The 24,096-nt window shown below is 41.5% G+C and carries 18 protein-coding genes; 4 read left to right on the top strand and 14 right to left on the bottom strand.

Translation table 11 applies throughout. The features are described from left to right. Nucleotides 1–27: 27 nt before the first annotated feature. Nucleotides 28–2,445 (top strand): ATP-dependent helicase, encoded by a 2,418-nt coding sequence (locus PL9214_RS00595; protein ID WP_072716916.1) that lies wholly within the window; start codon nucleotides 28–30, stop codon nucleotides 2,443–2,445. On the opposite strand, the gene PL9214_RS00590 is transcribed toward PL9214_RS00595, so the two are convergent. Beyond that, complete coding sequence (locus PL9214_RS00590) at nucleotides 2,442–3,860, bottom strand: helix-hairpin-helix domain-containing protein (RefSeq protein ID WP_072716915.1); 1,419 nt, start codon at nucleotides 3,858–3,860, stop codon at nucleotides 2,442–2,444. The genes PL9214_RS00595 and PL9214_RS00590 overlap by 4 nt on opposite strands. Nucleotides 3,861–4,035: 175 nt before the next feature. After that, a complete protein-coding gene (locus PL9214_RS31040; protein WP_186440272.1) occupies nucleotides 4,036–4,200 on the bottom strand; it encodes a hypothetical protein in 165 nt (54 codons plus the stop codon). 547 nt (nucleotides 4,201–4,747) lie between these two features. On the opposite strand from PL9214_RS31040, the gene PL9214_RS00580 reads away from it, so the two are divergent. Next, nucleotides 4,748–5,845 (top strand): trypsin-like serine protease, encoded by a 1,098-nt coding sequence (locus PL9214_RS00580; protein ID WP_186440271.1) that lies wholly within the window; start codon nucleotides 4,748–4,750, stop codon nucleotides 5,843–5,845. A 453-nt stretch (nucleotides 5,846–6,298) separates the two neighbouring features. Here PL9214_RS00580 and PL9214_RS29935 read toward each other — a convergent pair whose 3' ends face one another. The 3 genes from PL9214_RS29935 to remA all read right to left on the bottom strand — a co-directional run bounded on the left by PL9214_RS29935 (nucleotide 6,299) and on the right by remA (nucleotide 8,680). After that, nucleotides 6,299–7,636 carry a GNAT family N-acetyltransferase gene (locus PL9214_RS29935; protein WP_083579836.1) on the bottom strand — a complete coding sequence of 446 codons (1,338 nt, stop codon included), beginning with the start codon at nucleotides 7,634–7,636 and terminating at the stop codon, nucleotides 6,299–6,301. Nucleotides 7,637–7,647: 11 nt separating this feature from the next. Further along, complete coding sequence (gene gmk, locus PL9214_RS00560; RefSeq protein WP_072716912.1) at nucleotides 7,648–8,205, bottom strand: guanylate kinase; 558 nt, start codon at nucleotides 8,203–8,205, stop codon at nucleotides 7,648–7,650. A gap of 208 nt (nucleotides 8,206–8,413) precedes the next feature. Next, complete coding sequence (remA, locus tag PL9214_RS00555) at nucleotides 8,414–8,680, bottom strand: extracellular matrix/biofilm regulator RemA (protein ID WP_072716911.1); 267 nt, start codon at nucleotides 8,678–8,680, stop codon at nucleotides 8,414–8,416. A gap of 326 nt (nucleotides 8,681–9,006) precedes the next feature. Here remA and PL9214_RS00550 point away from each other — a divergent pair, with 326 nt between their 5' ends. Then, nucleotides 9,007–9,978 (top strand): NAD(P)-dependent alcohol dehydrogenase, encoded by a 972-nt coding sequence (locus PL9214_RS00550; RefSeq protein ID WP_072716910.1) that lies wholly within the window; start codon nucleotides 9,007–9,009, stop codon nucleotides 9,976–9,978. 79 nt (nucleotides 9,979–10,057) lie between these two features. Here the strand turns inward: PL9214_RS00550 and PL9214_RS00545 are convergent, their stop codons facing one another. From PL9214_RS00545 to PL9214_RS00505, 9 genes are all read right to left on the bottom strand, one after another. Continuing rightward, nucleotides 10,058–11,743 (bottom strand): NAD+ synthase, encoded by a 1,686-nt coding sequence (locus PL9214_RS00545; RefSeq protein WP_072716909.1) that lies wholly within the window; start codon nucleotides 11,741–11,743, stop codon nucleotides 10,058–10,060. Nucleotides 11,744–11,767: 24 nt separating this feature from the next. Next, nucleotides 11,768–12,868, bottom strand: coding sequence for a hybrid sensor histidine kinase/response regulator (locus PL9214_RS00540; protein WP_072716908.1), 1,101 nt, complete (start codon nucleotides 12,866–12,868; stop codon nucleotides 11,768–11,770). A gap of 11 nt (nucleotides 12,869–12,879) precedes the next feature. After that, nucleotides 12,880–16,647, bottom strand: a complete 3,768-nt coding sequence (locus PL9214_RS00535) for a response regulator (protein WP_072716907.1) — start codon at nucleotides 16,645–16,647, stop codon at nucleotides 12,880–12,882. 86 nt (nucleotides 16,648–16,733) lie between these two features. Next, the gene (ccmO, locus tag PL9214_RS00530; protein WP_072716906.1) at nucleotides 16,734–17,501 is read right to left on the bottom strand and encodes a beta-carboxysome assembly protein CcmO; all 768 of its coding nucleotides are present in this window, start codon (nucleotides 17,499–17,501) and stop codon (nucleotides 16,734–16,736) included. A gap of 83 nt (nucleotides 17,502–17,584) precedes the next feature. Further along, a complete protein-coding gene (ccmN, locus tag PL9214_RS00525) occupies nucleotides 17,585–18,310 on the bottom strand; it encodes a beta-carboxysome scaffolding protein CcmN (RefSeq protein ID WP_072716905.1) in 726 nt (241 codons plus the stop codon). A 40-nt stretch (nucleotides 18,311–18,350) separates the two neighbouring features. Beyond that, on the bottom strand, nucleotides 18,351–19,958 hold the full coding sequence (gene ccmM, locus PL9214_RS00520; RefSeq protein ID WP_072716904.1) for a beta-carboxysome scaffolding protein CcmM: 1,608 nt from the start codon (nucleotides 19,956–19,958) through the stop codon (nucleotides 18,351–18,353). A gap of 250 nt (nucleotides 19,959–20,208) precedes the next feature. Continuing rightward, nucleotides 20,209–20,511, bottom strand: a complete 303-nt coding sequence (ccmL, locus tag PL9214_RS00515) for a beta-carboxysome shell vertex protein CcmL (protein ID WP_072716903.1) — start codon at nucleotides 20,509–20,511, stop codon at nucleotides 20,209–20,211. Between the two features lie 87 nt (nucleotides 20,512–20,598). Next, nucleotides 20,599–20,937, bottom strand: coding sequence for a carbon dioxide-concentrating mechanism protein CcmK (locus PL9214_RS00510; RefSeq protein WP_072716902.1), 339 nt, complete (start codon nucleotides 20,935–20,937; stop codon nucleotides 20,599–20,601). Nucleotides 20,938–21,121: 184 nt separating this feature from the next. Beyond that, complete coding sequence (locus PL9214_RS00505; RefSeq protein ID WP_072716901.1) at nucleotides 21,122–21,433, bottom strand: carbon dioxide-concentrating mechanism protein CcmK; 312 nt, start codon at nucleotides 21,431–21,433, stop codon at nucleotides 21,122–21,124. A 620-nt stretch (nucleotides 21,434–22,053) separates the two neighbouring features. On the opposite strand from PL9214_RS00505, the gene PL9214_RS00500 reads away from it, so the two are divergent. Beyond that, complete coding sequence (locus PL9214_RS00500) at nucleotides 22,054–23,925, top strand: NAD(P)H-quinone oxidoreductase subunit F (RefSeq protein WP_072716900.1); 1,872 nt, start codon at nucleotides 22,054–22,056, stop codon at nucleotides 23,923–23,925. Nucleotides 23,926–24,096: the final 171 nt, after the last annotated feature.

Genomic DNA, 24,096 nt, shown 5'->3' with positions numbered 1-24,096 from the left:
AATAACTCCTTTAAGATTGAGCCTAAAATGACAGACGATTTTGACCTGGATCAAGTTTCCTCCTCCGATTCTATATCAACCCCAGAAACGGAATTGACGGTTTCTGATGGCACAACAACGAATTCTTTAGAAAATATTGAGAAAGTTCGTGCTTTTCGATCCGAAAAAATTAAAGAAATTTATCAAAGTTTACGTCCTGGTCAACAACAAATGGCGGATTGGAATGGAGGGCCATTAGCGATTTCTGCGGTTCCGGGTGCGGGAAAATCAACAGGAATGGCGGTTGCTGCTGCTTTAGCGATCGCTCATTATCAACTCCACGCTCGTCATCAATTAGTGATTGTCACATTTACCCGTTCAGCCGCTGCTAATATTCGGGCTAAAATTATAGAAAAACTCAAAGAACTTAAATTACCTTTAGGCGGATTTGTTGTTCATACTTTGCATGGTTTAGCTCTCAATATTGCCTTAAGGCATCCTGAATTATCGGGATTAAATTTAGAGAATGTTACTTTAATTTTACCCACTCCCAGTAATCGCATTACTCGCACCTGTGTTGAACAGTGGATTGCTGCAAATCCTCGTCATTATCAACGCTTAATTGAGGGAGTTCAATTTGATGGAGAAGAAACAGAACGCTTAAGGAGGCAATCAGTTTTACGAACAGAAATTTTACCGAATTTGGCTTGGAAAGTGATTCAAGAAGCGAAAAGTTCAGGGTTAAAACCGGAAGATTTAAACCAAATTAGCGAACAAATTCCTGATGATTATGAGATTTTAAAAATTGCTGGGGGGTTATATGAAAATTATCAAAATTTATTGCGATCGCTGAATTTAATTGATTATGATGAAATGATTTTAGCTGCCTTGCAAGTCTTAGAAAATCAAGCAGTGCGTCAAGTTTGGCAAAATCAAGTATTTGCTGTGTTTGAAGATGAAGCTCAAGATTCTACGCCTCTGCAAAGTAAACTCTTGAGAATTTTAGCCCGGTCTTCTGAGTCAATTAGTGATGATTTAGAGACTTTAAATTTAGTTCGAGTCGGTGATCCTAATCAAGCGATTAACTCAACTTTTACTCCTGCTGATCCCATTTATTTTCGGAATTTTTGTAATGAATGTGAACGGTTACAAAAATTAGCGACAATGGATCAGGCAGGAAGAAGTAGCTGCATTATTATTGATGCGGCTAATTATATGTTATCGTGGGTCAATCGCTCCAAATTAGCAGGAAATGAACAACCTTTTCGAGAGCAAATGATTCGGTTAGTGGGATGGAATGACCCTCAACCCAATGCAAATCCACCCGCTTATGATCGAGGCTTAGAACTGTGTGAACCTGCGGATATTTATCAAACCGTTGAGTGGATTGTGCAACGGATTGTAACAATTTTTAATCATGAGCCTAAAGGAAAATTTGCTATTTTAATTCGAGAAAATAAACAAGGAGAGTTTATTTCTAACGTTTTAAATAACCCCAAATCATACAATATTAAGATACCCGAAGATTTTAAAACTAAAATCCGCATTTATGATGCGTCTCAACAGGCACGAAATTCTAAAATTCCTGAAGAGATGTTAGCCTTATTACAATTTTTAGATCGGCCCCATTCACCGGATTATTTAAAATTAGCGTTAAAAGTCTTAGGCGATCGCAATTTAATTCCGAATTTAGATTATAATAAAATAGCAATTCATCCTGAAGAATTTCTTTATCCTGGCCCACTGGATGCGCCTCAGTCTCCAGAAATTCGTCAATGTCGTTATTTTTGTTGTCAATTATTGCAAGCGCGTTTAGAACTTCCTCCCTATCAATTAATCTCTTTTTTAGCCTTATCCCTGCGCTATGAACGAACGGAATTAGCAACAGCCGATAAATTAGCTGAACGCATTGGTCAAAAAACTTTTGGTAGCCATTCTATGGGAACTATTTTAGATGTTTTAAACGATATTGTCAGTTCAGAACGATTTGAACCCGTTGATATTGATGAAGAAACTTCTAAAGAAAGTCCCTACACCCGTGACGGTCAATTAACTTTAATTACCATGCACAAAGCCAAAGGATTAGATTGGGATTATGTGTTTCTTCCCTTTTTACAAGAGTCTACTATTCCGGGGAATTTACGAGTTTTACCGCAAACGAAATTTCTAGGAGAATTAACCCTTTCTGAAGTCGCTCGTGCTCAAATTCGAGCCGCATCTCACGGACAAGAATTAATTCCTGATGTTGTTACCGCTTGGGAACAAGCCAAGGATTTAAAAATTGCCGAAGAATATCGCTTACTCTACGTCGCCATGACCAGAGCTAAACGTTTTTTATGGATGTCTGCGTCTCGTTTTGCTCCCTACACTTGGCATAAACCCGAAAATCAGCAAGAACAAAAACCCTGTCCGGTTTTTATTGCTTTAAAACAACAATTTCCTCAACATTTTTTAGAGAAATATTAAAAAATAGAAGAAAGAGTTGGTTCTATTTTCGGTTTAATTTCAGCATCAAACCCAGCAGATTTTAAGGAATTCAGAGTGGCTTCAGCATTTTGTATCCAGAAGTCACGACCTAAACAAACCCCTTTATAATTATGTTGGAATTCTCCCTTCACTGTAGCCACAATAGGAATATTAGCTTGTTGTTGATTACCCGATGATTGTTCTTTGAGGAGTGCATGAAGTTTTTGCAAGCGAGTTAAATCATAAATTTCCTCAATTTTTAAATGTAAAAGCACCATAAATTCTGATTCCTCTATTTCCAAATCTTCTAATAAAGGAGTTGGGAGTTTTTCATGACGAGGGAGAGTATTGGCGAATTGCAATTCATCAATAATTAACTGAGTTTTATCTTCCTGTTTATCAATTTTTCCTGTAATTAAAACCACATCATTTTCACCCGGAAAAGTCTTTATTTCTTGATAGGTTCGGGGGAAAACAATCGCCTCCATTTGTCCGGTTAAATCTTCAATTTGTAAAAATGCCATGCGATCGCCTTTTTTAGTGGTATGCAGTTTAATCGAGGTAATCACAACAACGACTTTAACTTTTGATTTTTTACCCGTTAATTCTGATAAAGTAACTCGTTCCTCTACAATAATAGATTCTAAGATGGATTTTAAAGGATGTTCAGAAACATAAAATCCCAGTAATTCTTTCTCAAATTGTAGTTTTTCTTGAACTGTAAAATCTTCCAGTTTTGCAGGTTTTGGTGCATCTTCATGGGTGTTAATTGTATTTGTTCCTCCCCCTAAAAGATCAAAGATACTTTGTTGACCAACAGCCCGATCTTTAGCTTTACTTTGCGCCCAAGAAATTAATTTATCTAAATGATCAATAGCTTGGCGACGGTTGGGGTTCAATTTATCTAAAGCACCACATTTAATTAATGCTTCTAAAGCACGGCTATTGACAACTTGTAAATTAATGCGATCGCATAAATCAGGATAACTTTTAAATTCTCCCCCTTCTCGACGCTCTGCTAATAAATGTTCAATCGCACCTTCCCCTACATTTTTAATCGCTGAAAGTCCAAAAATAATACTGTTATCGGAGGGGGTAAAATCCATACCCGAAAGATTAATATCCGGGGGGATAACCTCAATTTCGAGGGATTTTTGGCAAGATTCAATATACTTTTGAATTTTATCCGTATCCCCACTATTAGCACTTAATAAAGCCGCCATATATTCAACGGGATAATTGGCTTTTAAATAAGCGGTTTCATAGGTGACATAGGCATAAGCCATGGAATGGGATTTATTGAAGCAATTAGAAGCAACTAAACCATTACTCAGAATAAAGTTATGATATTGTTCTACGCCAATATCATAAACTGGTTGGGTTCCTAAAGATTTGCGACTAATAATTTTAACCATTTTTATAGCTCTCTAAAATTTGTTCAACTTTTAACTTCTTACGTTGAAGCCCTAAATGGGGATATTGATCAATTAAACTATAGAATATATTATAGCAATAATTTGCTCCTTTTGATGAGAGTTTAATCGATACAAAGTTTTTCCCCTAATACTGTGTTGCCCTCTCTCAGGGCTTTTAACTTTTTAAATAATTCTTCCAATGTGGAACCAACGGTTTAAAATTTTCTGGTGTTAGTAGTCTATACAGTTCTTTTTCTAGCACTTCTAATGGTAGCACCGCCATTTGACTTTGATGCCTTAAATCCGCATTTCTCAAAATTCTCCCTGTTGTTTTAGTCATCTGATTTCCTTCCCCCTTCAACTCACACCGAATGAATGCGATCGCCCCTTTAAACTCACACTTACAGTTGCCACCTCGCTAGGGCGACTACTCATCGCCCTCTTCAACTAGCATTAGCCGTTGCGATCGCCTCCTATCTTTTCCTTAAGTTGACGGACTTTGGGGTCTTCTTGGTGCATATAGATAAATTCTATCAACAACCTCGAATAAAGAGTTGAGTCTTTAACTAGCCTCTGGGTGGGGGTCATACCTATACTTTTGGCTAGGTTAAAAACTAAACAATAGTTGGTTTCGTTAACCAGGCTGACTCTGATACAGTTGCAATTACAGGGAACAGTCATGTTAGGTCGCAGTACAGCGCACTGTTTACGAAGCCTCTGCATAGCGGAAGAATCTCAGAGATACTTACAAGCTTCGTTAACGCTCCAGTCCGTTTCGATCAGGATAACCATCCTGCATTAATTTTCTACCAGATGTTGGCTAATTGAGAATGGTTGCAATAGTAGCCCTAGAACAAGAGCAATACATTAGGAATGGAACAAATCTGATGTCAATATCTATCTTTAAAAAGCTTAACGTTTTGGTCTCTACAATCGCCTCAACTACCTTATCTTTAGTGGGAGTTTTTGTACTTTTTGATATTAATAATAAAGCTGAATCTATAGTAACTTCAGGCGATCCTAATGACTATATTGTTAAGCCTGGAGCTGGATATAATGGTGTTGTCTCTATACCAATTAAAATTGGTTCAGAAATGTTTGGTTGTTCAGGTTCGCTGTTATCTTCAGGACGACATATTTTGACAGCAGCCCAGTGTTTCGATAACCCTTTTACCCCTGGTTTATCGACTGATACAACGATATTATTTGACTTACCGACAGGTCAAATTGGCATCAAGGCTAATAAAATTTATATTCACCCAAATTGGAAAGATGTTTTTGATTTTAAGTCAATTGAAGGTGATCTCGCTATTCTTGAACTCGCATCTGTGGCACCGGAAGCTGCCGAACGATACGATATTTATCGCAATACCGATGAAGTTGGTCAAGTTGGTGTTAAAGTAGGATATGGGGTTTCGGGTCAAGGAAATCAAGGTTTTGACGTAACAAAATTCCCATTTGGAGTCAAGCGTTTCGGCAAAAATCTATATGAAAGTGGGGGAGAAATTTTCAATAGTTTAGATCCGTCTCAATTCGTCCCAGGTACATCTTTAGCCTATGATTTTGATAATGGCAACCCCGAAAATGATGGATTTGGAAGCATCGGTATTCCTGATTTAGGATTAGGTTTGCAAGAGGTTCATGGAGGAACAAGCCCAGGTGGCCCAACATTCATTAATGGGTTAATTGCAGGAATGGGATCCATGTTTTTTTGTTTGGGTAGTGCTAATGATAATTACACTAGCTGTTCAAGTCCTCCTGATATTGATAATATTCTTCTAAATACTAGTTTCGGAGAATTTGGTGTAGATACTCGCGTGTCAACTTATGCCAGCTATATTGATGATGTTTTAGGGGGAAAAATAAAACCAACTAAGACCGTTCCCGAACCAAATATGATCTTTGGTACTATCTTAACTTTGGGTGCTTTTGTGCTTCATTCCCGTTTCAAGCAAAGAAAAGATAAAACGACTCAATCTTCGTGACTAGGTATTAGAAACCGAGTTTCTAACCCACAGTTGTTAAGAAACTCGGTTTTTGCCTGAAGACGCAATCCTAGACATTGATATAGCATTTGAGTCGTACAAATTAAACTTATGCACCAAGCTCTTGCGTAGTAAGCATAGCCATGATACTTTGAGTTTAGCCCTGATAGTAACATAATTGTTGGCAACATAGTCAGTTTATTATTACCACTTCAGAGGATAAAAATGCCCAAGTTTGGAACCGAAACGGTCAATTTTAACAGAACTGAAAGGACATCAAACTCAAATTCAATCAGCAGCATTTAGCGAAGATAGAAAATTAATTCTGACCCATGCAGAAAACAATACCTTACGGGTCAGGTGTGTGAACAAATTCGGGATTATTTAAAATATGGTTCCGATGTGGAGGAACAAGATCGTAAACTGTGTGATGGGGTTGGGAATTGAAAATAGTTAGGGGGAAACCCAAAACATTCCTTTAATACCATTAGGGTCGGTAATAAACCCTAAATTATGATAGAAATTAACCGCTTTTGAACCTGCAAATAAGGTGATATTTTCGATGTTTTGTTGTCGCAGTTTTTCTAACGTATACTGAATTAGGGTCTTTCCTAATCCTTGACTTTGAAAATTGGGATGAATGACCACATCCCACAACGTTGCATTATAAACATGATCAGAAACAGCCCGTGTAAACCCTATTAATTGTTTTTGGGTATCTTTGACAAACCAAAGAGTAACGGCTAAAAAACTGTGTTCTAGGGCAATTTTCATTTGTTCATGGGAACGAGTCATCCAACCCACTGCTTCAAAGAGTTGGTCTAATTGGTCTAAGTCAAAATCGATATCCGTACTTAATATAAATTGTCCGTTTTTTTGATTCACAGCTAAAGGATTATAAGAATAATTAACAGTGGGTTTAGCAGCGATCGCATCATCATATTTAGACCATTTTTTTGGATTTTTACTAATATTTTGATGGTACAAAACAATCGTTTTTTCTAAATCATTCTTTTTCTGAGATATGGTTTTTAATTTCTCTTTAATGAACCGCTCATCAGGATAAACTTCAATCGCCATTGAATACAGAATTAAAGCAGCATTCATCCAATGTTTATGGATGAAAAAATCTGCTATTTTAATCCATGATTTTAGATTAGTATTTAGAAAATTAATAATATTTTGATACTCAGGATACTGTTGACTCTTCTGAATCACGTTTTGATAATAAGCGATCACTAGATCAACAGTTTCCGGTAAACAAGATTCTAGGGTTTCTCCTAATTTAGTGGCAATAATCACAAAATCCTGTTCTTGATTGGTTTGATGAAGAACAACCAAACTATTCCAATAATAAGTAATCGCTAAATCCCACTTTTTTTGCTGAACTAACGCATCCCCTAAATTACAATAAGACCAATGAAATTGAGCATTTAACTGAATAGCTTTACGGTAAACCTGAATTGCTTCTTCCCAGGATTTTAATTTTAATAAAGCATTTCCCAAATTATGATACGACCAGGGAAAATTAGGATTCAGTTCAATGGCGCGACGATAATGATTAATCGCCTCTTGCCATTGTTCTTGTTTTAAGAAAATATCCCCTAAATGATGATAAAACCAAGAGCAATTGGGATTTAATTCGATGGCATGATAATAATTTGCGATCGCAGCTTGCCATTGTTCTTGCTGACTCTGCAAACGCCCTAAATTAGCATAAGCTTCAGCTGACTTGACATTTGTTGCCATCCCATTGACCAAGTTGAGTTTTAAAGCCTCTTCCTCTGGCATATTTCCTTAATTTAAACAGGCGTATATAGCACAGATTCTAATCGTTGTAACGCGAAATCCAAATCATCATTAATCACTTCAAAATCAAACTCATTCGCCGCGTCCATTTCTGCTTTTGCTCGCATTAAACGCCGTCGAATGGCATCTTCAGAATCCTGACCTCGACCGCGTAAACGACGTTCTAATTCATCAATGGAAGGAGGCATAATAAAAATTCGTAAAGCGGAAGGAAATGTGCGCCGAATTTGACGAGCCCCTTCTAATTCTATTTCTAATAAAACCGATGTTCCCGCTTCAATATGTTCTTTAACCGGGATTAAGGGTGTTCCATAACAATTACCCGCAAATTCAGCCCATTCTAATAACTCTCCCTGTTCTACCATCTCTTGAAACCGATGTCGATCTACAAAATAGTAGTCTTGTCCATTAATTTCACCCGGACGGGGAGAACGAGTTGTTACGGAAATGGATAAATGCAGGTCAGGATGACAGTTGAGCAGGGAACGAACCAAGGTGCCTTTCCCGACCCCACTAGGGCCTGTCATTACAATTAATCGGCCTTTTTTCATAGAATTTTTACTCATTCACGCTGAATAGGAATCTTTCCATTTTCTCATGGTATGCCGATGGAAACCAAGAGATCAAAAATATAGCAACCGCCAGGGGTATTGAGAACAAAGACTGATACTATAGTGCTACGCATTAAAGTGTTTGACAATTCGTAAATCCTAAAACCGTTGCAATACTCACTGTTCCCTGTTCCCTGCTATAAATTTCTTAATCATCGCGAGAATTTCCATCTTTCGCTATCACGAACCGATGAGCAACGGTTTCCGGCTGAATGGCAGAGAGAATCACATGGCTAGAATCGGTGATAATCACGGCTCTGGTTCTACGTCCATAGGTAGCATCGACTAACTGTCCGCGATCGCGTGCATCGGTTATAATACGCTTAATAGGGGCCGATTCAGGACTAACAATGGCAATCACCCGATTTGCAGAGATAATATTACCAAAACCAATATTGATTAACTGAATATCCATAAAAATCTCAATTATAGGGTTTGCCGAGGTTTTTGCGTCATAATTCCATGATAGTGAGAATTTTAGGGAGTTACAACTGTTTATGGGTTAAAAAGTTCCGATTTTATTCTCTTGAGTTTGTCCTTTATTGTTGAGTTAAAATACGAAAAATCACTAATTTTAATGAATATTTTACCGAACAAAACCGTTAATATAGAATTCAAAAACCCTATTTTTCCTCTCAAAAAACAGCAAAATATTAATGAAAATCAAGAGAACCTGAATCCCCATCTCCAGAAGTATGTGTTAAGCTGACAGGTGTTCTCTGCCTATTAATGTAAACGGTTATGAAAGCAATTGTTATCAATCAATACGGAGCACCCGATGTGCTTCGTTATGAAGATATTCCCACCCCAACGATTAAACCGGATCAAGTTTTAGTCAAAATTCATGCCAGTAGTATTAATCCTGTAGATTGGAAAATTAGGCAGGGATTATTACAACCCTTATCCGGCTACAATTTCCCCAAAGTTTTAGGATGTGATTTATCTGGGGAAGTGGTGGAAGTGGGGGAAAAAGCAACAAGCTGGCGGGTTGGAGATCAAGTTTATACCTTCGTTAATCCCTTATTTGGAGGGGCTTATGCGGAGTATGTGGCTGTAAATGCTACCAATTTGACCTATAAACCCCAAAATATGACCTATAGCGAAGCCGCAGGGGTTCCGGTGGCGGGTCTGACGGCGTTACAGGGGTTGTTAGATTTAGGTCAATTGCGACCGGGACAACGGGTATTAATCAATGGTGCGTCTGGTGGTGTCGGAACCTTTGCGGTGCAAATTGCTGCGGTGATGAATGCAGAGGTAACGGGAGTTTGTGGGACGGCTAATGTTGAGATTGTGAAACGTTTAGGAGCCCATACCGTTATTGACTATACCCAAGAGGATTTTACTCAGCAACAAATTCAATATGATATTATTTTTGATGCGGTGGGTAAACAGTCCTTTTTTAATTGTGAAAAAGTTCTAAAACCGGATGGAATTTATATCTCAACATTACCAACGGTTGATAATATGGGAGCGACCCTACAAACGTTATTCTTTTCTAACCAAAAATGTAAATTAGTCTTAGCTCAACCCAGCCGTCGAGATTTAGATGCTTTACGAGATTTGATCGCAACGGGTAAAGTTAAAACAATCATTGATCGAACCTATTCCTTAAGTGATTTGGCTGAAGCTCATACTTATAGTGAAATGGGGCGAACTGTTGGCAAAATTGTGATTACGGTTAATGAAGGGTTACAAACCATTAATATTGATTGATTAGGGAACAGTAAGTAGAGACGTGCCATGGCGCGTCTCTACATGGCGCGTCTCTACAACTGTAATGCGTTGCTATATATTACCAATTAAGGGCTTTAGCAATGGGCATTCTCCATCCGGTTCCAAAAGCGCGATCGCTAATTTTTAATCCGGGTGCGGCTTGACGACGTTTAAATTCAGCAATCATCACTAATCGAATCACTTTTTTAACGACCGTTTCGACCTGTCCTGCTTCCACAATTTCAGTCAAGGATTGATGTTTTTCAACTAAACGATATAAAATATCATCCAAAATTTCATAAGGAGGTAAAGAATCTTGATCCACCTGTCCGGGTTTGAGTTCTGCACTCGGCGGTTTTACTAATACATGATGGGGAATTATTTCTTTTCCATAATATTGATTTAGCCAAGAACATAAGGAATAAACACGGGTTTTCGGTACATCTGCAATGACCGCTAATCCTCCATTCATATCACCATATAAGGTACAATATCCCACCGCCATTTCTGATTTATTCCCAGTGGTTAATAATAAATGCCCAAATTTATTAGAAACCGCCATTAATAAGGTTCCTCGGATGCGAGATTGGAGGTTTTCTTCAGCTAGTCCAAAGGATGTTCCTGTAAACATCGGTTCTAAGGTTTGATCAAAGGTTTGCATTAAATCGCCAATGGGTAAAGTCTGGGTTTGAATCCCTAAATGATTGGCTAATTCTAAAGCATCTTGAATGGAATGATCGGAACTATAGGGAGATGGCATTAATACCCCTAAAACGTTTTCTGCGCCTAATGCTTCCGTTGCGATCGCTGCAACTAAAGAAGAATCAATCCCTCCACTTAACCCTAAAACTACTTTAGAAAATCCACATTTATGCACATAATCTTTTACCCCTAAAACTAACGCTGACCAAATTTCTTGATCTTCATTCTCAATTAAATTTATGTCTTGATTTTGAGAAAAATTAGCAACTAAATCTTGGGTTTGGGTATCAAATTCTATAACGGCAAAATCCGTCTCAAAGGGTTTTAAACTTAAAATTTTATCGCCATTTTTATTAAAGGCAAAACTACAACCATCAAAAATTAAATCATCATTTCCTCCGACTTGATTTGCATATAAAATCGGAAGATTATAGCGTTTTGCCGTATGACTAATTAAAGATTGTCTAAATTTTTGCTTACCCACTTGATAAGGTGAAGCCGATAAATTAACGACTAAATCTACATCTAAATTCGCTAAATCTTGAAACGGATTACAAGGATAATTGCGTTTTCCCCAGAATAGTTCATCATTCCATAAATCCTCACAAATTGTTACCCCAATTTTCAAGTTTTCTTCTAAATAGAAAAAATCACTTTCTAACCCCGGTTCAAAATAGCGATCCTCATCAAAAACATCATAGGTTGGTAATAATCGTTTCTTAAAATACTGTTTAATTTCACCCTTTTCTAATAATGCAGCACTATTAAAAATTGGGTTGCCACCTTTTGTTTGATAATCTAAATTTTGTTGAATTGTTCCGACTAAAACGGCAATTTTAGGAGGTAAATCTATTGCTAATTGCTGTAATTTTTTCTCTGTCGCCTCAATAAAACTCGGGCGAATTAATAAATCTCTGGGAGGATATCCTGTTAAGGATAATTCTGTCGTTAATAATAGATGACATCCCGCTTCAACCGCTTTTTCTGCTGCGTCTAATATTCGTTGAGCATTGAGCGTTAAGTCTCCAACCGTTGGGTTAAGTTGAGCGATCGCAATTTTCATAACTAAACTGAAGTAAAGGAAAATTTAATGGTCAATTTCAATAATGAAGATTGAACCTTGAGGTGTATTATCAACAACGGAAATCCTGCCGCCATGAGCCTCCGCCACAAGTTTGCAAAACGCTAAACCTAATCCAGTTTGGCTAATTCCTTTCATGGGAGTTCCAATTTCATATTTTTCAAAAATGCTTTGTCGTAAATTATCATTCACCCCTGGTCCAAAATCAGCAACCTGAACTCTAGCACCTTGTTCACCTGGGTAATCAACTGTGAGGATAATTTCACTATCATGGGGTGAAAACTTAATCGCATTGGATAGCAAATTGTCAAGGGTGCGACGAAATAGAGAGGGATCAATATTCACCAGACGGTGATTCACTTGAGGCATTTTGGCAATCAGTTTTAAATTATTTTGAGTGGCAATTTCTTGTAAGTCTGTAATGGCCGAGGTACAAAGTTCACACAGGTCTACCTCTTGACGTTCAAGAACTAATTTACTCGATTCTAATTTAGCCCTTAAAAGTAATTCATCCACCAAAGATCGCAGCTGTCGTACCCCTTTCAAAATCTGATCCAGCTTTTTCTGAAGTTTTTCGGGGGGTACGGTGGAATATTTCATCAGCAATTCTGCGGCTAAGAGAATACTGGTAATTGGATTTCGTAAGTCATGAACCATCATATTAACCATATCTTCACGGAAACTCAGCAAGTCTCGAAGATGGTCATAAGATGCTTTTAGCCTGAGTTGGGTTTTAACCCTAGCCATGAGAATTGGCGGGCTAACAGGTTTTGTAATATAGTCAGTCGCGCCCAACTCTAAGCCTTTACGCTCATCCTCAATGCTCGATTTAGCCGTCAGAAAGATAATCGGGATATCCTGAGTTTGTGGGTTAGCCTTAAGCTGGCGACAAACCTCATAACCATCCAAACCAGGCATCATAATATCAAGGAGGATCAAATCAGGGGGATTAGCTGACTGAGCAATTGTCAATGCTTTTTCACCATTGTTAGCAACCTTGACCCGATAATCATCCTTCAGCAGTCCACTGATAAAAGTCAGGTTATCCGGGGTATCATCTACGACTAAAATGGTCGCTTTTTCATTCTGGCCTTGAGAGATGTGCATATCCTTTTATATTACCCCTGTGATGGTTTCAGAGCTTGCCTAGCCAATCCTAACGCAGTATGGGCTGTATCAAAATCAAATGAATTCACTCCAACTTCAATGGCACTGTAATGATTAGGGAAGGCATTTCTTAGTAAATCGGTATGATCTTGTAACAGATCAGCGGCTTCGGCATCATTTTCAACGAGGAGTTCCGACAGTCGAGTACAAATCTGTTCGAGTTTTACAAAGTCTATGGTCATTTGGGGAGTAACAGCTTTGGGTGGAAACTTCATCTCCAGTTGGTTGATCAACGTTTCCAGAGGGCCACGAATTGTGGCTAATAATGAATCAACTTCTGAACGAGAACAGTCTTGTTTAATTGCTGTTTCGAGGGAGGCAGATGCCTCCTGTATTATAAATGCACCAATGTTGCCAGCAACCCCCTTGAGGGTATGAGCCAACCGTTCAGCTTGGGTTTTGTCCTGGGTATCCAGTGCTTGGCTGATTTTGTCTACAACGGTTTTCTGTCCTGATGCAAATTTTCGGAGCATGGACAGATAAAGTGACTTGTTACCCAGAACCCGCCGCAGTCCTTCCGAAGTATCAAGACCTAGAATATCGGATGGAATGACAATGGCATCCTCTGAATTTAAAGGCATAGCGGTAGGTTGTTCTGGATGTTGATCTCGTCCTGAACGAGGTGTAATCCATTTCAACAGCGTTTTCCAGAGTTGCTCCGGTTCAATGGGTTTGGCGACATGATCGTTCATTCCCACTTCTAAACATCGATCCCGATCGTCCTGCATCACGCTGGCTGTCATTGCCACAATCGGTAAACTATCGTAACGAGCATCTTTGCGGATCACAGCAGTCGCTTCCACTCCATCCATTTCTGGCATCTGCATATCCATCAACACAATATCATAGTCACCCGTCTGAACCTTTTCTACGGCGATCCGTCCGTTTTCGGCTAGATCAACGACAAATCCAGCATCGGTTAACAACCCGATCGCCACATCCTGATTGATTTCGTTATCTTCAACTAGCAGAATCTTGGCGTTGGTAATCTGTTTGAGGCGGTCAACTAGAAGGGTCGAGGTTTTAGAGGTTGGAGTGCTGACCTTTTCGATATTACCACCGAGTAATCCCACTAAACTATCAAACAGGACAGAGGCATTGACGGGTTTAACAAGTACATCTGCAATGCCCAGGGTTTCGGCGGCTTTGAACACTTCCTCCCGTCCGTAGGCGGTGACAATTAAATGATGGGGTTTATGTTGTAAAGGGAGGTCTTGCATCCGACGCACCACTTGTAGCCCATCCAGACCGGGCATTTGCCAGTCGAGAAAAACAATCTCGTAAGGACGACGTTCTGCATCAGCTTCCGCCACAGCCTGTAACGCTTCTGAACCAGAACGGGCTTGATCAACCTTAAATTTCATCTGTTCGAGTAGATCCATCAACACCAGTCGGGCGTTTTCATTGTCATCTACCACTAATACACGCTTGCCTTCCAGGTCAGGACTCAGCACTAAGCGCCGTGCTGTTGCATTGCTCTTGCGTAGACATACCGTACACCAAAAGGTGCTACCTTTGCCGTATTCACTTTCGACACCGACTTCCCCTCCCATCAGTTCTGTAATTCGCTTACAGATTGCCAAACCCAGTCCAGTTCCCCCAAACTTGCGAGTCGTGGAAGTATCCGCCTGTTGGAAACCTTGGAATAACTGTCCTAACTGCTGCGGAGTCAAACCAATTCCGGTGTCTTTGACGGCAATATACAGAACAATATCAGTATCACGGTATTCCTTGAGCCTGATGATGATGGCAATTTCACCCTTTTCCGTGAACTTAACGGCATTATTGGCATAGTTAATCAGAATCTGGCCTAAACGTAAGGGATCGCCAATGAAGTTTCGAGGTAAATTTCGATCAATATCAAAGATCAGTTCTAAACCCTTAGCGGCGGCTTTTTCACTAATTAAGGTTGAAACATTTTCCAGTACCTTTTCTAGTTCAAAATCAATAGACTCAATAGTTAATTTACCCGCTTCAATTTTCGAGAAATCTAAAATATCATTAATAATTCCCAACAAGTGTTGGCTGGAGGTTCGAATTTTAGTTAAGTATTCCCGTTGACGAGAAGTTAGATCCGTTTTCAGTGCTAAATGAGTCATGCCAATAACAGCATTCATCGGCGTGCGAATTTCATGGCTCATATTAGCCAGAAAATCAGCTTTAACCCGACTGGTTTCCTCAGCGAGTTCCTTTGCCCGTCGCATTTCCTCCTCAGCGGCTTTAATCTTGCCAATATCCGTTAGCCACCCCAACACTCCGGGCTTCCCTTCGTATTCCGTGACCATGAAAGTGGCCATAATATCGCGAATCTCCCCAGTGGGGCTATACATTTTGAAATAACCCCCTTCATAGATGCCCTGGCGTTGCAGTTCCGCCAGCATTTGAGGGCGAACCGAGGGATCAACATAGATTTTGGCTGGGGAGTCCCCGATCTTGAGATCCACCAAGTCGGCAATACGTTGGTTCGCAAACCGGGTAATGCCATCGACGGTGATCGCGACTCCAACCGGAGCTTTATCGAGAATGGACTGAAGGTGTTCACGCTGGCGAGTAATTTCCAATTCAGCTTGTTTACGGGCTGTAATGTCGCGGACTGAGGCAAATATACTGATATCGTGTTCTCCCAAGGCCGGCAAACGGGCAAGTCCCACTTCAACGGGAAAGGAGGAACCGTCGTAACGCAGACCCAGCACTTCTCGATTGTGAATGCCGATCTGACAAGCGGGTTCTAGGTGTGAGTTACAATTTGCACAGTCAAAATGGTATGCACAGACTTCATCCAGTCCCAGTCTGTGGATTGGCTGACCGATTAACTGATGAGTCTCATATCCAAACATGGTGGCTAGGGAAGTGTTAGCCAGGATAATAATCCCCTTGGAGTCAATCACAAGCATCCCATCAGGAGCATATTCAATTATTCCTCGATACCAGGCTTCCGTTTCTGCCAAAGCCTTACTTTGATCCCGTTGCAATGCCGTTTCATGTAATACCACCAGCATCACAATCCCTGTGAGTAATGTAGTGGCTAGGGTGACGGTAATGACAATAATATGGGGTTCAACGCCAGTAATAGAGTTATGACTGACGGAGTTTGGCAGGAAATAAGCAGCAGTCATTCCAGAATAGTGCATAGCCGATGTTGCCAGTCCCATGATTACGGCTGAAATGGTTAAGGTATAGCGACTCGCTGCTACTGAAAACCGTTGACTCATATAGAAGCGGAACCACAGCGCGGTTACAGCTAAAATGATCGCGACTACAATTGAGAAGGTGAAGCGGAAGACATTGTAGCGAATCAAGCCATCCAATCGCATGGCTGCCATGCCTGTATAGTGCATTGTACCAATGCCAAGCCCAAATAATGTCCCTGCAATTAGCAAGACTTTGAAACTGGGGCGGGAACGGGTAATGAAGTGCATCGCATAGACGCTGGCAGCTACACCCGGAACCATCGATAGGGCTGTCACCCCAGGATCATAGTTGATACCGCAAGGCAGGTGAAACCCTAGCATTCCAATGAAGTGCATAGCCCAGATGCCGATTCCCATTGCCACTCCACTTAAGGAAAACAGGGTATTACGAATGTGTTGAGCCCTAACCCGTTCAGCAAACTGGCTCATCAAAAAGGCGGTATAGGAGGTAAAAATAGCAATGGCGATGGAAAGAATAACCAATCCTGGATGGTACTCGCCCTGATAGACGATACTGCTATCCGGCATCTGGTGGACAAAATGCAAGTAATCGCCGAACATTATATATATTTTTTTTTGAAACCTAGATCTCTATTTTAGGAGTCTTGGGATTGTTAAAAATATTCTTCTTCCACCGGAACCTCTAACTTTTGTAAATCGGGGAGTTGAACAACTTCTTTCTCCGGTTCCTTCACATTAATGGGTACTCTCAACGGTTGACGTTGTTCGATCCAACAACTGGCTAACGGTAAGGTTTGATCCAAATCTTCCAACGGTCGCGGAATTACCATCACCGCGTTTAACTCGCCAATGCGTTCGGCTTCAAACATTCCCGCTTCAACGGCCATCGCCACATCGGACACCGGGCCGCGAATAATCGCCGTACACAACCCCGCCCCAATGCGTTCATAGGACATCAGACGCACATCTGCTGCTTTTAACATGGCATCCGCCGCCCCTACCATCGCCGGAAATCCGCGTGTTTCTAGTAATCCTACCGCCTGATTACTCAAACGATGACTTGCCCCCCCGTTAGTGAGATGGGATAATCGGGAACTAATGGGAAGCACGATTTCTAAATTGGGAAACGGTCGAGGAATCACTAATGTAGAGATAAATTGACCAAATTGTTTAGCGGTTTGCGCCCCGGTTTCCACCGCTAACCGTACCTCAGAAATTTTTCCCCGGACAATCGCTGTACAATGTCCCCCCCCAATTTTCTCATATCCCACTAAATGAACTCCGGCGGACTTGAGCATCATATCAGCCGTTCCCACAATCGCCGGGAAGCTCTGAGTCGAAACTAAACCCAGAGCCATATCTCTAAATTCGTTCTGAACGGAGCGTTCAGAAGAACCGGAATTTTGTCTGTTTGTGTCCATTTTCAATCATTCCGATGGGTCGGGAAGAGGGGTGTTGACTGTTGAGTGTTGACGGTTAACCGACAACCAACATCCAACACCCTTCAATTCTGGGGATTATTAAAGGCTTTGCGATGGGGAAGTAAGGTATCCAATAACTGACTGAGGTGTTCCTTGCCATAAATAATCGGAGGGAGTGGCTGGGGTAACAGTTCCACCGATTCTGGGGACTGAGGAACCAGAGCGGATTCTTCCGATTTTTCGGGGGAAGGAGCAATCGCCGGTTCTGGTTCAGCAGGAACCGATAAAACATCTGAAGGTTGAGCCGGCTTTTCCTCCAAAGCCGAAATTATTTGGGGTTCTGAAGGAAAAGAAGCTAACTCTAACAGAGGATCGGACAATTCACCAAAACCAGAAAGGATTTGCGGTGATGGGGTGAGCGGAGGTTCCGGTGGCACAGATACCTGTTGGGGTTCTAATTCACCAGAGCAATCGCCAATCACAGATCTCGCGGCAACGACTTGTTGAGGGGCAATAGAACTCTCAAAAATCGTTGTTTCTGAACCAATACAGGCGTTTTCCCCCAGGGTTCCCGCCCCCACAATTAACACCCCCGACCCCAACACAACACCTGCCTCTATTTCTAGGATACCGTGATAAGCCTGAATAATAACTCCCCGGCCCACACAAACTCCCGCAGCAATCCGAAGCTGACTATCGGTTGCCGCTTGTAAGATTACCCCGGGTGCAAGGGTTGCACTGGGATCGATGGTGACATCGCCACTCACATAAACGTCAGGGTTTAGGAGTTGCGGTGGCGATATGTTCATTGTTGCTGGAACCTCTAGCGTTTCAACAGGAAACTGGATCTTAGGGACGTTGGATAATTTCCTCCAGTACCCGACGTTTGGCTTTTGAGTCAATCCCAATCAACCGGACATACTCGCCGCTATGTTCGTTTAAACAACCGTTTAAAGCACTCATCACTTCAGAGATATTGTTCGATTGAATTGGAGAGCAACTCTTCCAAGATCCGGTGCGGAAGCGACGAGCATCAGCGTGTTCTGTGCCAATTTTGTAGCCTTTGGCTAACAGATCCCGCACTTGCTCGGTGACGTTGTTGCCGAGTTTGCCACTGGAAACCGGGGCTACACTGGCGCTACTGCTGGATGCAGGGGCTGAAGTTGAAGCGGTTTTAACCACTTTGCCATCGGGACGTTGGATAATTTCTTCGAGCACCCGGCGTTTGTTTTTGGGGTCAATCCCAATCAAGCGCACATATTCCCCAGGATGCTCACTGATAATGGCATCTAATTTAGATAGGGCATCGGCTACTCCTGAACCCGAAATGCTGGGGCCACTGCGCCAAGATCCCGTACGGAAGCGACGGGCATCAGCATATTCTGTGCCAATTTTGAAGCCTTTGGCTAAGAGATCTCCAATTTGTGCTCCTAAATCAGAACTGCCACTACTAGCAGAACTGGAAGGAGCAGAGGCGGCAACACTGACTTTACCATTACTGGATTTGGCAACAACGGGGCCATCGGGACGTTGAATAATTTCTTCAACTACACGGCGTTTGGCTTTGGAATCAATGCCTAACAAACGGACATATTCTCCAGTGTGTTCTCTCAGGCAAGCTTCTAACGCAGCCACGACTTCCCCGGTACTCTTCCCATTGATGGGAGATCCACTCTTCCAAGATCCAGTACGGAAGCGACGAGCATCGGCGTGTTCTGTGCCAATTTTGAAGCCTTTGGCTAAGAGATCGCCAATTTGCTGAACGATTTCCGAGGATAAATTCCCACCGCCGAGATTGGCATAGGAGCGATCGCGACCACTGCCATTCCCAGAAGATTCATTACGGATGGGGTTAATACAAGAAGCGTTTTCAGAACACTGATAACCGGCTTTGAGAGATTGGTTCACACCAATGACATGAGTGGCGAAGCTGAGATCGGCATCCGTGACATTGGGTAAGCGATCGGCTTGTTGCTGATTGGTGATAATGGAACCAGAGGGAACGTATTTTCCAGGGGGAATTTCCACGTCTTCGATTAAAACGTGCATCATCACAATGCAACCATTCCCAACTCTGGAATTAAACACCGTAGAGCGGAACCCGATAAAACAGTTATCTCCCACATAAGCAGGGCCATGAATTAAGGCCATGTGGGTAATGGAAGAATTCTTGCCAATCCACACGGAGTAGTTTTGGCCATCATCGCCTTTGACCCGACCTTCTTCTAAGCCATGAATCACTACACCGTCTTGGATATTGCTATTTTCCCCAATCGCAAAGGGTGAACCTTCATCAGCGCGAATGGAGGTGCCGGGGGCGACTAATACATGAGCCCCAATGCGAACGTCACCAATAATATTAGAGAAAGAATGTACATAAGCCGTTGGATCGATTTTCGGCTCTGCCAAGTTCTTCGACCAAGGGGTTGGAGGTGCCGCTAGGCCACGAACTGCCATAATCTTAATTGCTCCTAACCGAATAGTTGTTTGTTGTTCGTTTTCAGGGTTCGTTATCTCAGAAGCTAAAATGGGTGATTAAGAAGGAATGGAATTAAAACTTAAGAACTTCTAAAGTTTTGGAATTTCGGGTGCAAAATCTCAATTTTTTTCAAAATTTCAATTATCCTATAAGGAAACACCCTTTCAGCCTTGTTCTTTTTCAAGATTTCCGGCTTCTGGCTTCTCAATTGCCCAACTTTTTCTCCTGTTAATAATGATCTCTTTTGCTGTAAATCAAGCGATTTTCTACGCTGATAGTGTCAATAATGGCAACAATAGCCGCATCGCTGGGGCGTTTTTCATTCCCTTCGATTTGACGGGCTGCACTGCCTCGACTGACCAGTACCCACTCACTCACTCCGGCTCCGACTGCATCAATCGCCACCTCATATCCATTAGATATATCTTCTCCATTTTCATCCACAAATCTGACCAGGAGAAATTTAGAACCGCGTAAACTGGGTTCTTTTTGATTACCGACGACTGTGCCAATCACTTTGGCAATTTGCATAAGAGTTGGAGGATGAATAAAGGGAAATTTTCAGTAACAATGGGTCGGATACACCGACTAAACGTTACGGTTTAAATCTTCTGGAAATTAAGGACGGTTGATGGGACGCCCAGCCATCATTTCGCGGAATTGTTCCACCGCTTCGGTGTAGCGGATGGGTAAAACGTATTCTAAATTTTCGTGAGGGCGGGCAATAATATGGGTCGATAAAACTTCTCCACCCTTGACTCGTTTGACAGATTCAACTCCCGCCGCTACGGATGCTTGGACTTCGGAAACATCGCCCCGCACAATCACGGTAACACGGCCACTGCCAATTTTTTCGTAACCCACTAAGGTAACACGGGCAGCTTTTACCATTGAGTCCGAGGCTTCAACAATAGCAGGAAAGCCTAAAGTTTCGATCATGCCAACTGCAATCGCCATTAAATTTGACTCCTAAAATCAATCAAAACGGTTCGGAAATAACGCGGAATGCCGTCGTACAACAGCAAAATTCCGATAAAACTTAAAATTGACTTTTGGTGCTGCGCCAGCGCCACGGTTCAGGAATTGCTTTTAAGAACTTGTACGTTTGTCAATTCAAAGGGGTATTTGTGAGTCCTTAGCCTTAGTAAGACCGGAACTGCTCTACCGCATCGGTGTAGCGAATTGGTAACACATATTCTAGGTTCTCATGGGGACGGGCAATAATGTGGGTGGAAGTCACTTGACCGCCATTGACTCGTTTGACGGATTCAATTCCGGCCGCTACGGATGCTTGAACTTCGGACACATCCCCCCGCACAATCACGGTGACTCGGCCACTGCCAATTTTCTCGTATCCGACTAAGGTGACACGAGCAGCTTTCACCATCGAGTCTGCGGCTTCAACGACAGCAGGAAAGCCCAGGGTTTCAATCATTCCAACAGCAATTGACATTGTTTAACTCCTAATTAATGAACAGACTAAACTACAATGTATTTTTAAGCAATATGTGACTTCCCAACAGATTGAACCGTCGGATTTAGGCCTACACTCTAGGTTGTAGTTCGCCTCTAAGTCAAATTTTACGGCTTATTTATCCCTAGATTTGGCAATAGTTATATTTTCCTATTGCGACTCCCCATACCGTTAGGCGGGAATGGAAGATAAGCCCTGCTTTCATGAGAGCCAGAAGGTTGCGGCAGGCCTTACCGTACCTTAATTTTTTGTCAAATACGGCTTTAGATTACCTACAATTTCAATTTGCAGAAATAGTAACGAACCTCCCTCTCTAAGAATAGGAGAATCGTGACACCCTTGACAATATTAATCTGCATTATATTTTCTCATTTTTAATATTATTTTTGTTGATATTGAACTTTGATTAAGTTTTGTTAAGTTTTTTAAAAAATAAAAACGTGTTAAAAAGATAATAGCTCTATTAAATAGAGTCATATATTGACTTGACTCTATAAAAAAGTATAAAAATGGAGAGTTCAAGGCAGAGAACAAACCCAAAGGCAAAATCTTGATATAGTAAATTGATAATTCATAAGAATTTTCTAATTTAACTTAACATGACGGATTTTCTCCTCCAAACCAGTTGGTGGATACCTTTGTATGGCTTAATTGGGGCAATCTTGACCTTACCTTGGTCAACGGGACTGGTGCGACGTACTGGGCCAAGACCCGCCGCCTACTTTAATTTGTTAATGACGGTTTTGGCCTTTATCCATGGTTCGGTGATTTTCCGTACCACTTGGGATGAACCCATTCAGCAAATCCTCATCCATTGGGTACATACCACTGATTTAGACTTGTCCTTTGCCCTGGAAATCTCCCCGGTGAGTGTGGGGTCAATGGAATTAGTCACCAGCCTGAGTTTAATTGCTCAATGTTACGCCCTGGGATACATGGAAAAAGACTGGGCACTGGCTCGGTTTTTTAGCCTGATGGGATTCTTTGAAGCCGCCATTAGTGGGTTAGCCTTGAGTGATTCTTTGTTACTCAGTTATATTCTCCTCGAATTGTTAACGCTCTCGACCTATCTTCTCGTGGGCTTTTGGTACGCTCAACCGTTGGTGGTGACTGCGGCTAGGGATGCGTTTCTGACAAAACGGGTGGGGGATGTGTTGCTATTAATGGGGGTGGTTTATCTTTCAACCCTCGCGGGAAGTTTGAGCTTTTCTGATTTGGAAAACTGGGCAGAAACGGCAACCTTAATGCCTTTACAAGCAACGTTACTCGGTTTAGCTTTAATTGCTGGCCCCATTGGAAAGTGCGCTCAATTTCCTTTAAACCTGTGGTTAGATGAAGCGATGGAGGGCCCTAACCCGGCTTCGATTTTGCGGAATTCGGTGGTGGTCGCCAGTGGAGCTTATGTATTAATTAAACTACAACCGGTTTTAGCGTTATCTCCCATTGCCTCTACAACCTTAGTGGTTTTAGGAACGATCACAGCCATTGGTGCTTCCCTGGTTTCCATTGCCCAAATCGATATAAAACGGGCTTTATCTCATTCCACCAGTGCGTATTTAGGGTTAGTTTTTATTGCGGTGGGAGAAAGTCAAGTTGATATCGCTTTGTTATTATTATTCACCCATGCGATCGCTAAATCTTTAATTTTCATGAGTGCGGGTTCCATTATTCTCACCACGAATACCCAAGATTTAACGGAAATGGGCGGTTTATGGTCAAAAATGCCCGCCACGACAATGGCGTTTATTGTCGGTTCAGCAGGTTTAGTGGCGTTAATGCCCTTGGGAACCTTTTGGACAATGCGTCGTTGGGTGAATGGATTTTGGACAGTTCCCCTGTGGTTAATTTTAGTGTTGCTGTTGGTAAATTGTTTAACGGCGTTGAATTTAACCCGGGTTTTCGGATTAGTTTTTGCTGGAAAACCTCAACCTAAAACCAGACGTGCCCCGGAAGTTCCTTGGCCGATGGCTGTACCAATGGTGGCTATGATTATTGTCACGTTATTAGTTCCCCTGATGTTACAAAAATGGCAATTATTACTGACTTGGAATAGTCCCTTAGTTGCAACATCTGCTTCTGGGTTTGCCACAATTGTGTATCAATTAACGGTTCCTTTGTTAATTTTATCGGGATTAATTGGTGTAGCCATTGGAGGAGCAATTTATTTATATGGAATGGGTTCTAAACCCTTTAAATTCCCTTGGAAAGAATTGCAGGATTTACTGGCTTACGATTTCTATATTGATCGAATTTACAATGTTACCGTTGTCTTATTGGTCAGTCGTATTTCTGCCTTAAGTGCTTGGATTGATCGATATATTATTGATGGGATTGTGAATGCGTTTGGTTTAGCAACTCTATTTAGTGGAGAAGGCTTAAAATACAGTATTTCTGGACAATCCCAATTTTATCTGCTCACCATTGCTCTCGGTGTTGGGGCACTTGTGGGACTGATGTTGTGGCTATTTTAATCAGTTATCAGTTATCAGTAAACAGTTATCAATCAAGAAGTGAATAGTAAACAGTTGATTAACTGCTAACTCTTAACTCGTACAGACGCGCAATGGTACTGATAACTGATAACTGATAACTGATAACTGATAACTGATAACTGATAACTGATAACTGATAACTGATAACTG

Origin of the sequence: Planktothrix tepida PCC 9214 (assembly GCF_900009145.1) — a bacterium.
Classification (GTDB): Bacteria; Cyanobacteriota; Cyanobacteriia; order Cyanobacteriales; family Microcoleaceae; genus Planktothrix; species Planktothrix tepida.
Note: the sequence above shows the minus strand (reverse complement) of the source record. Positions and strands in the feature narration are given on the sequence as shown.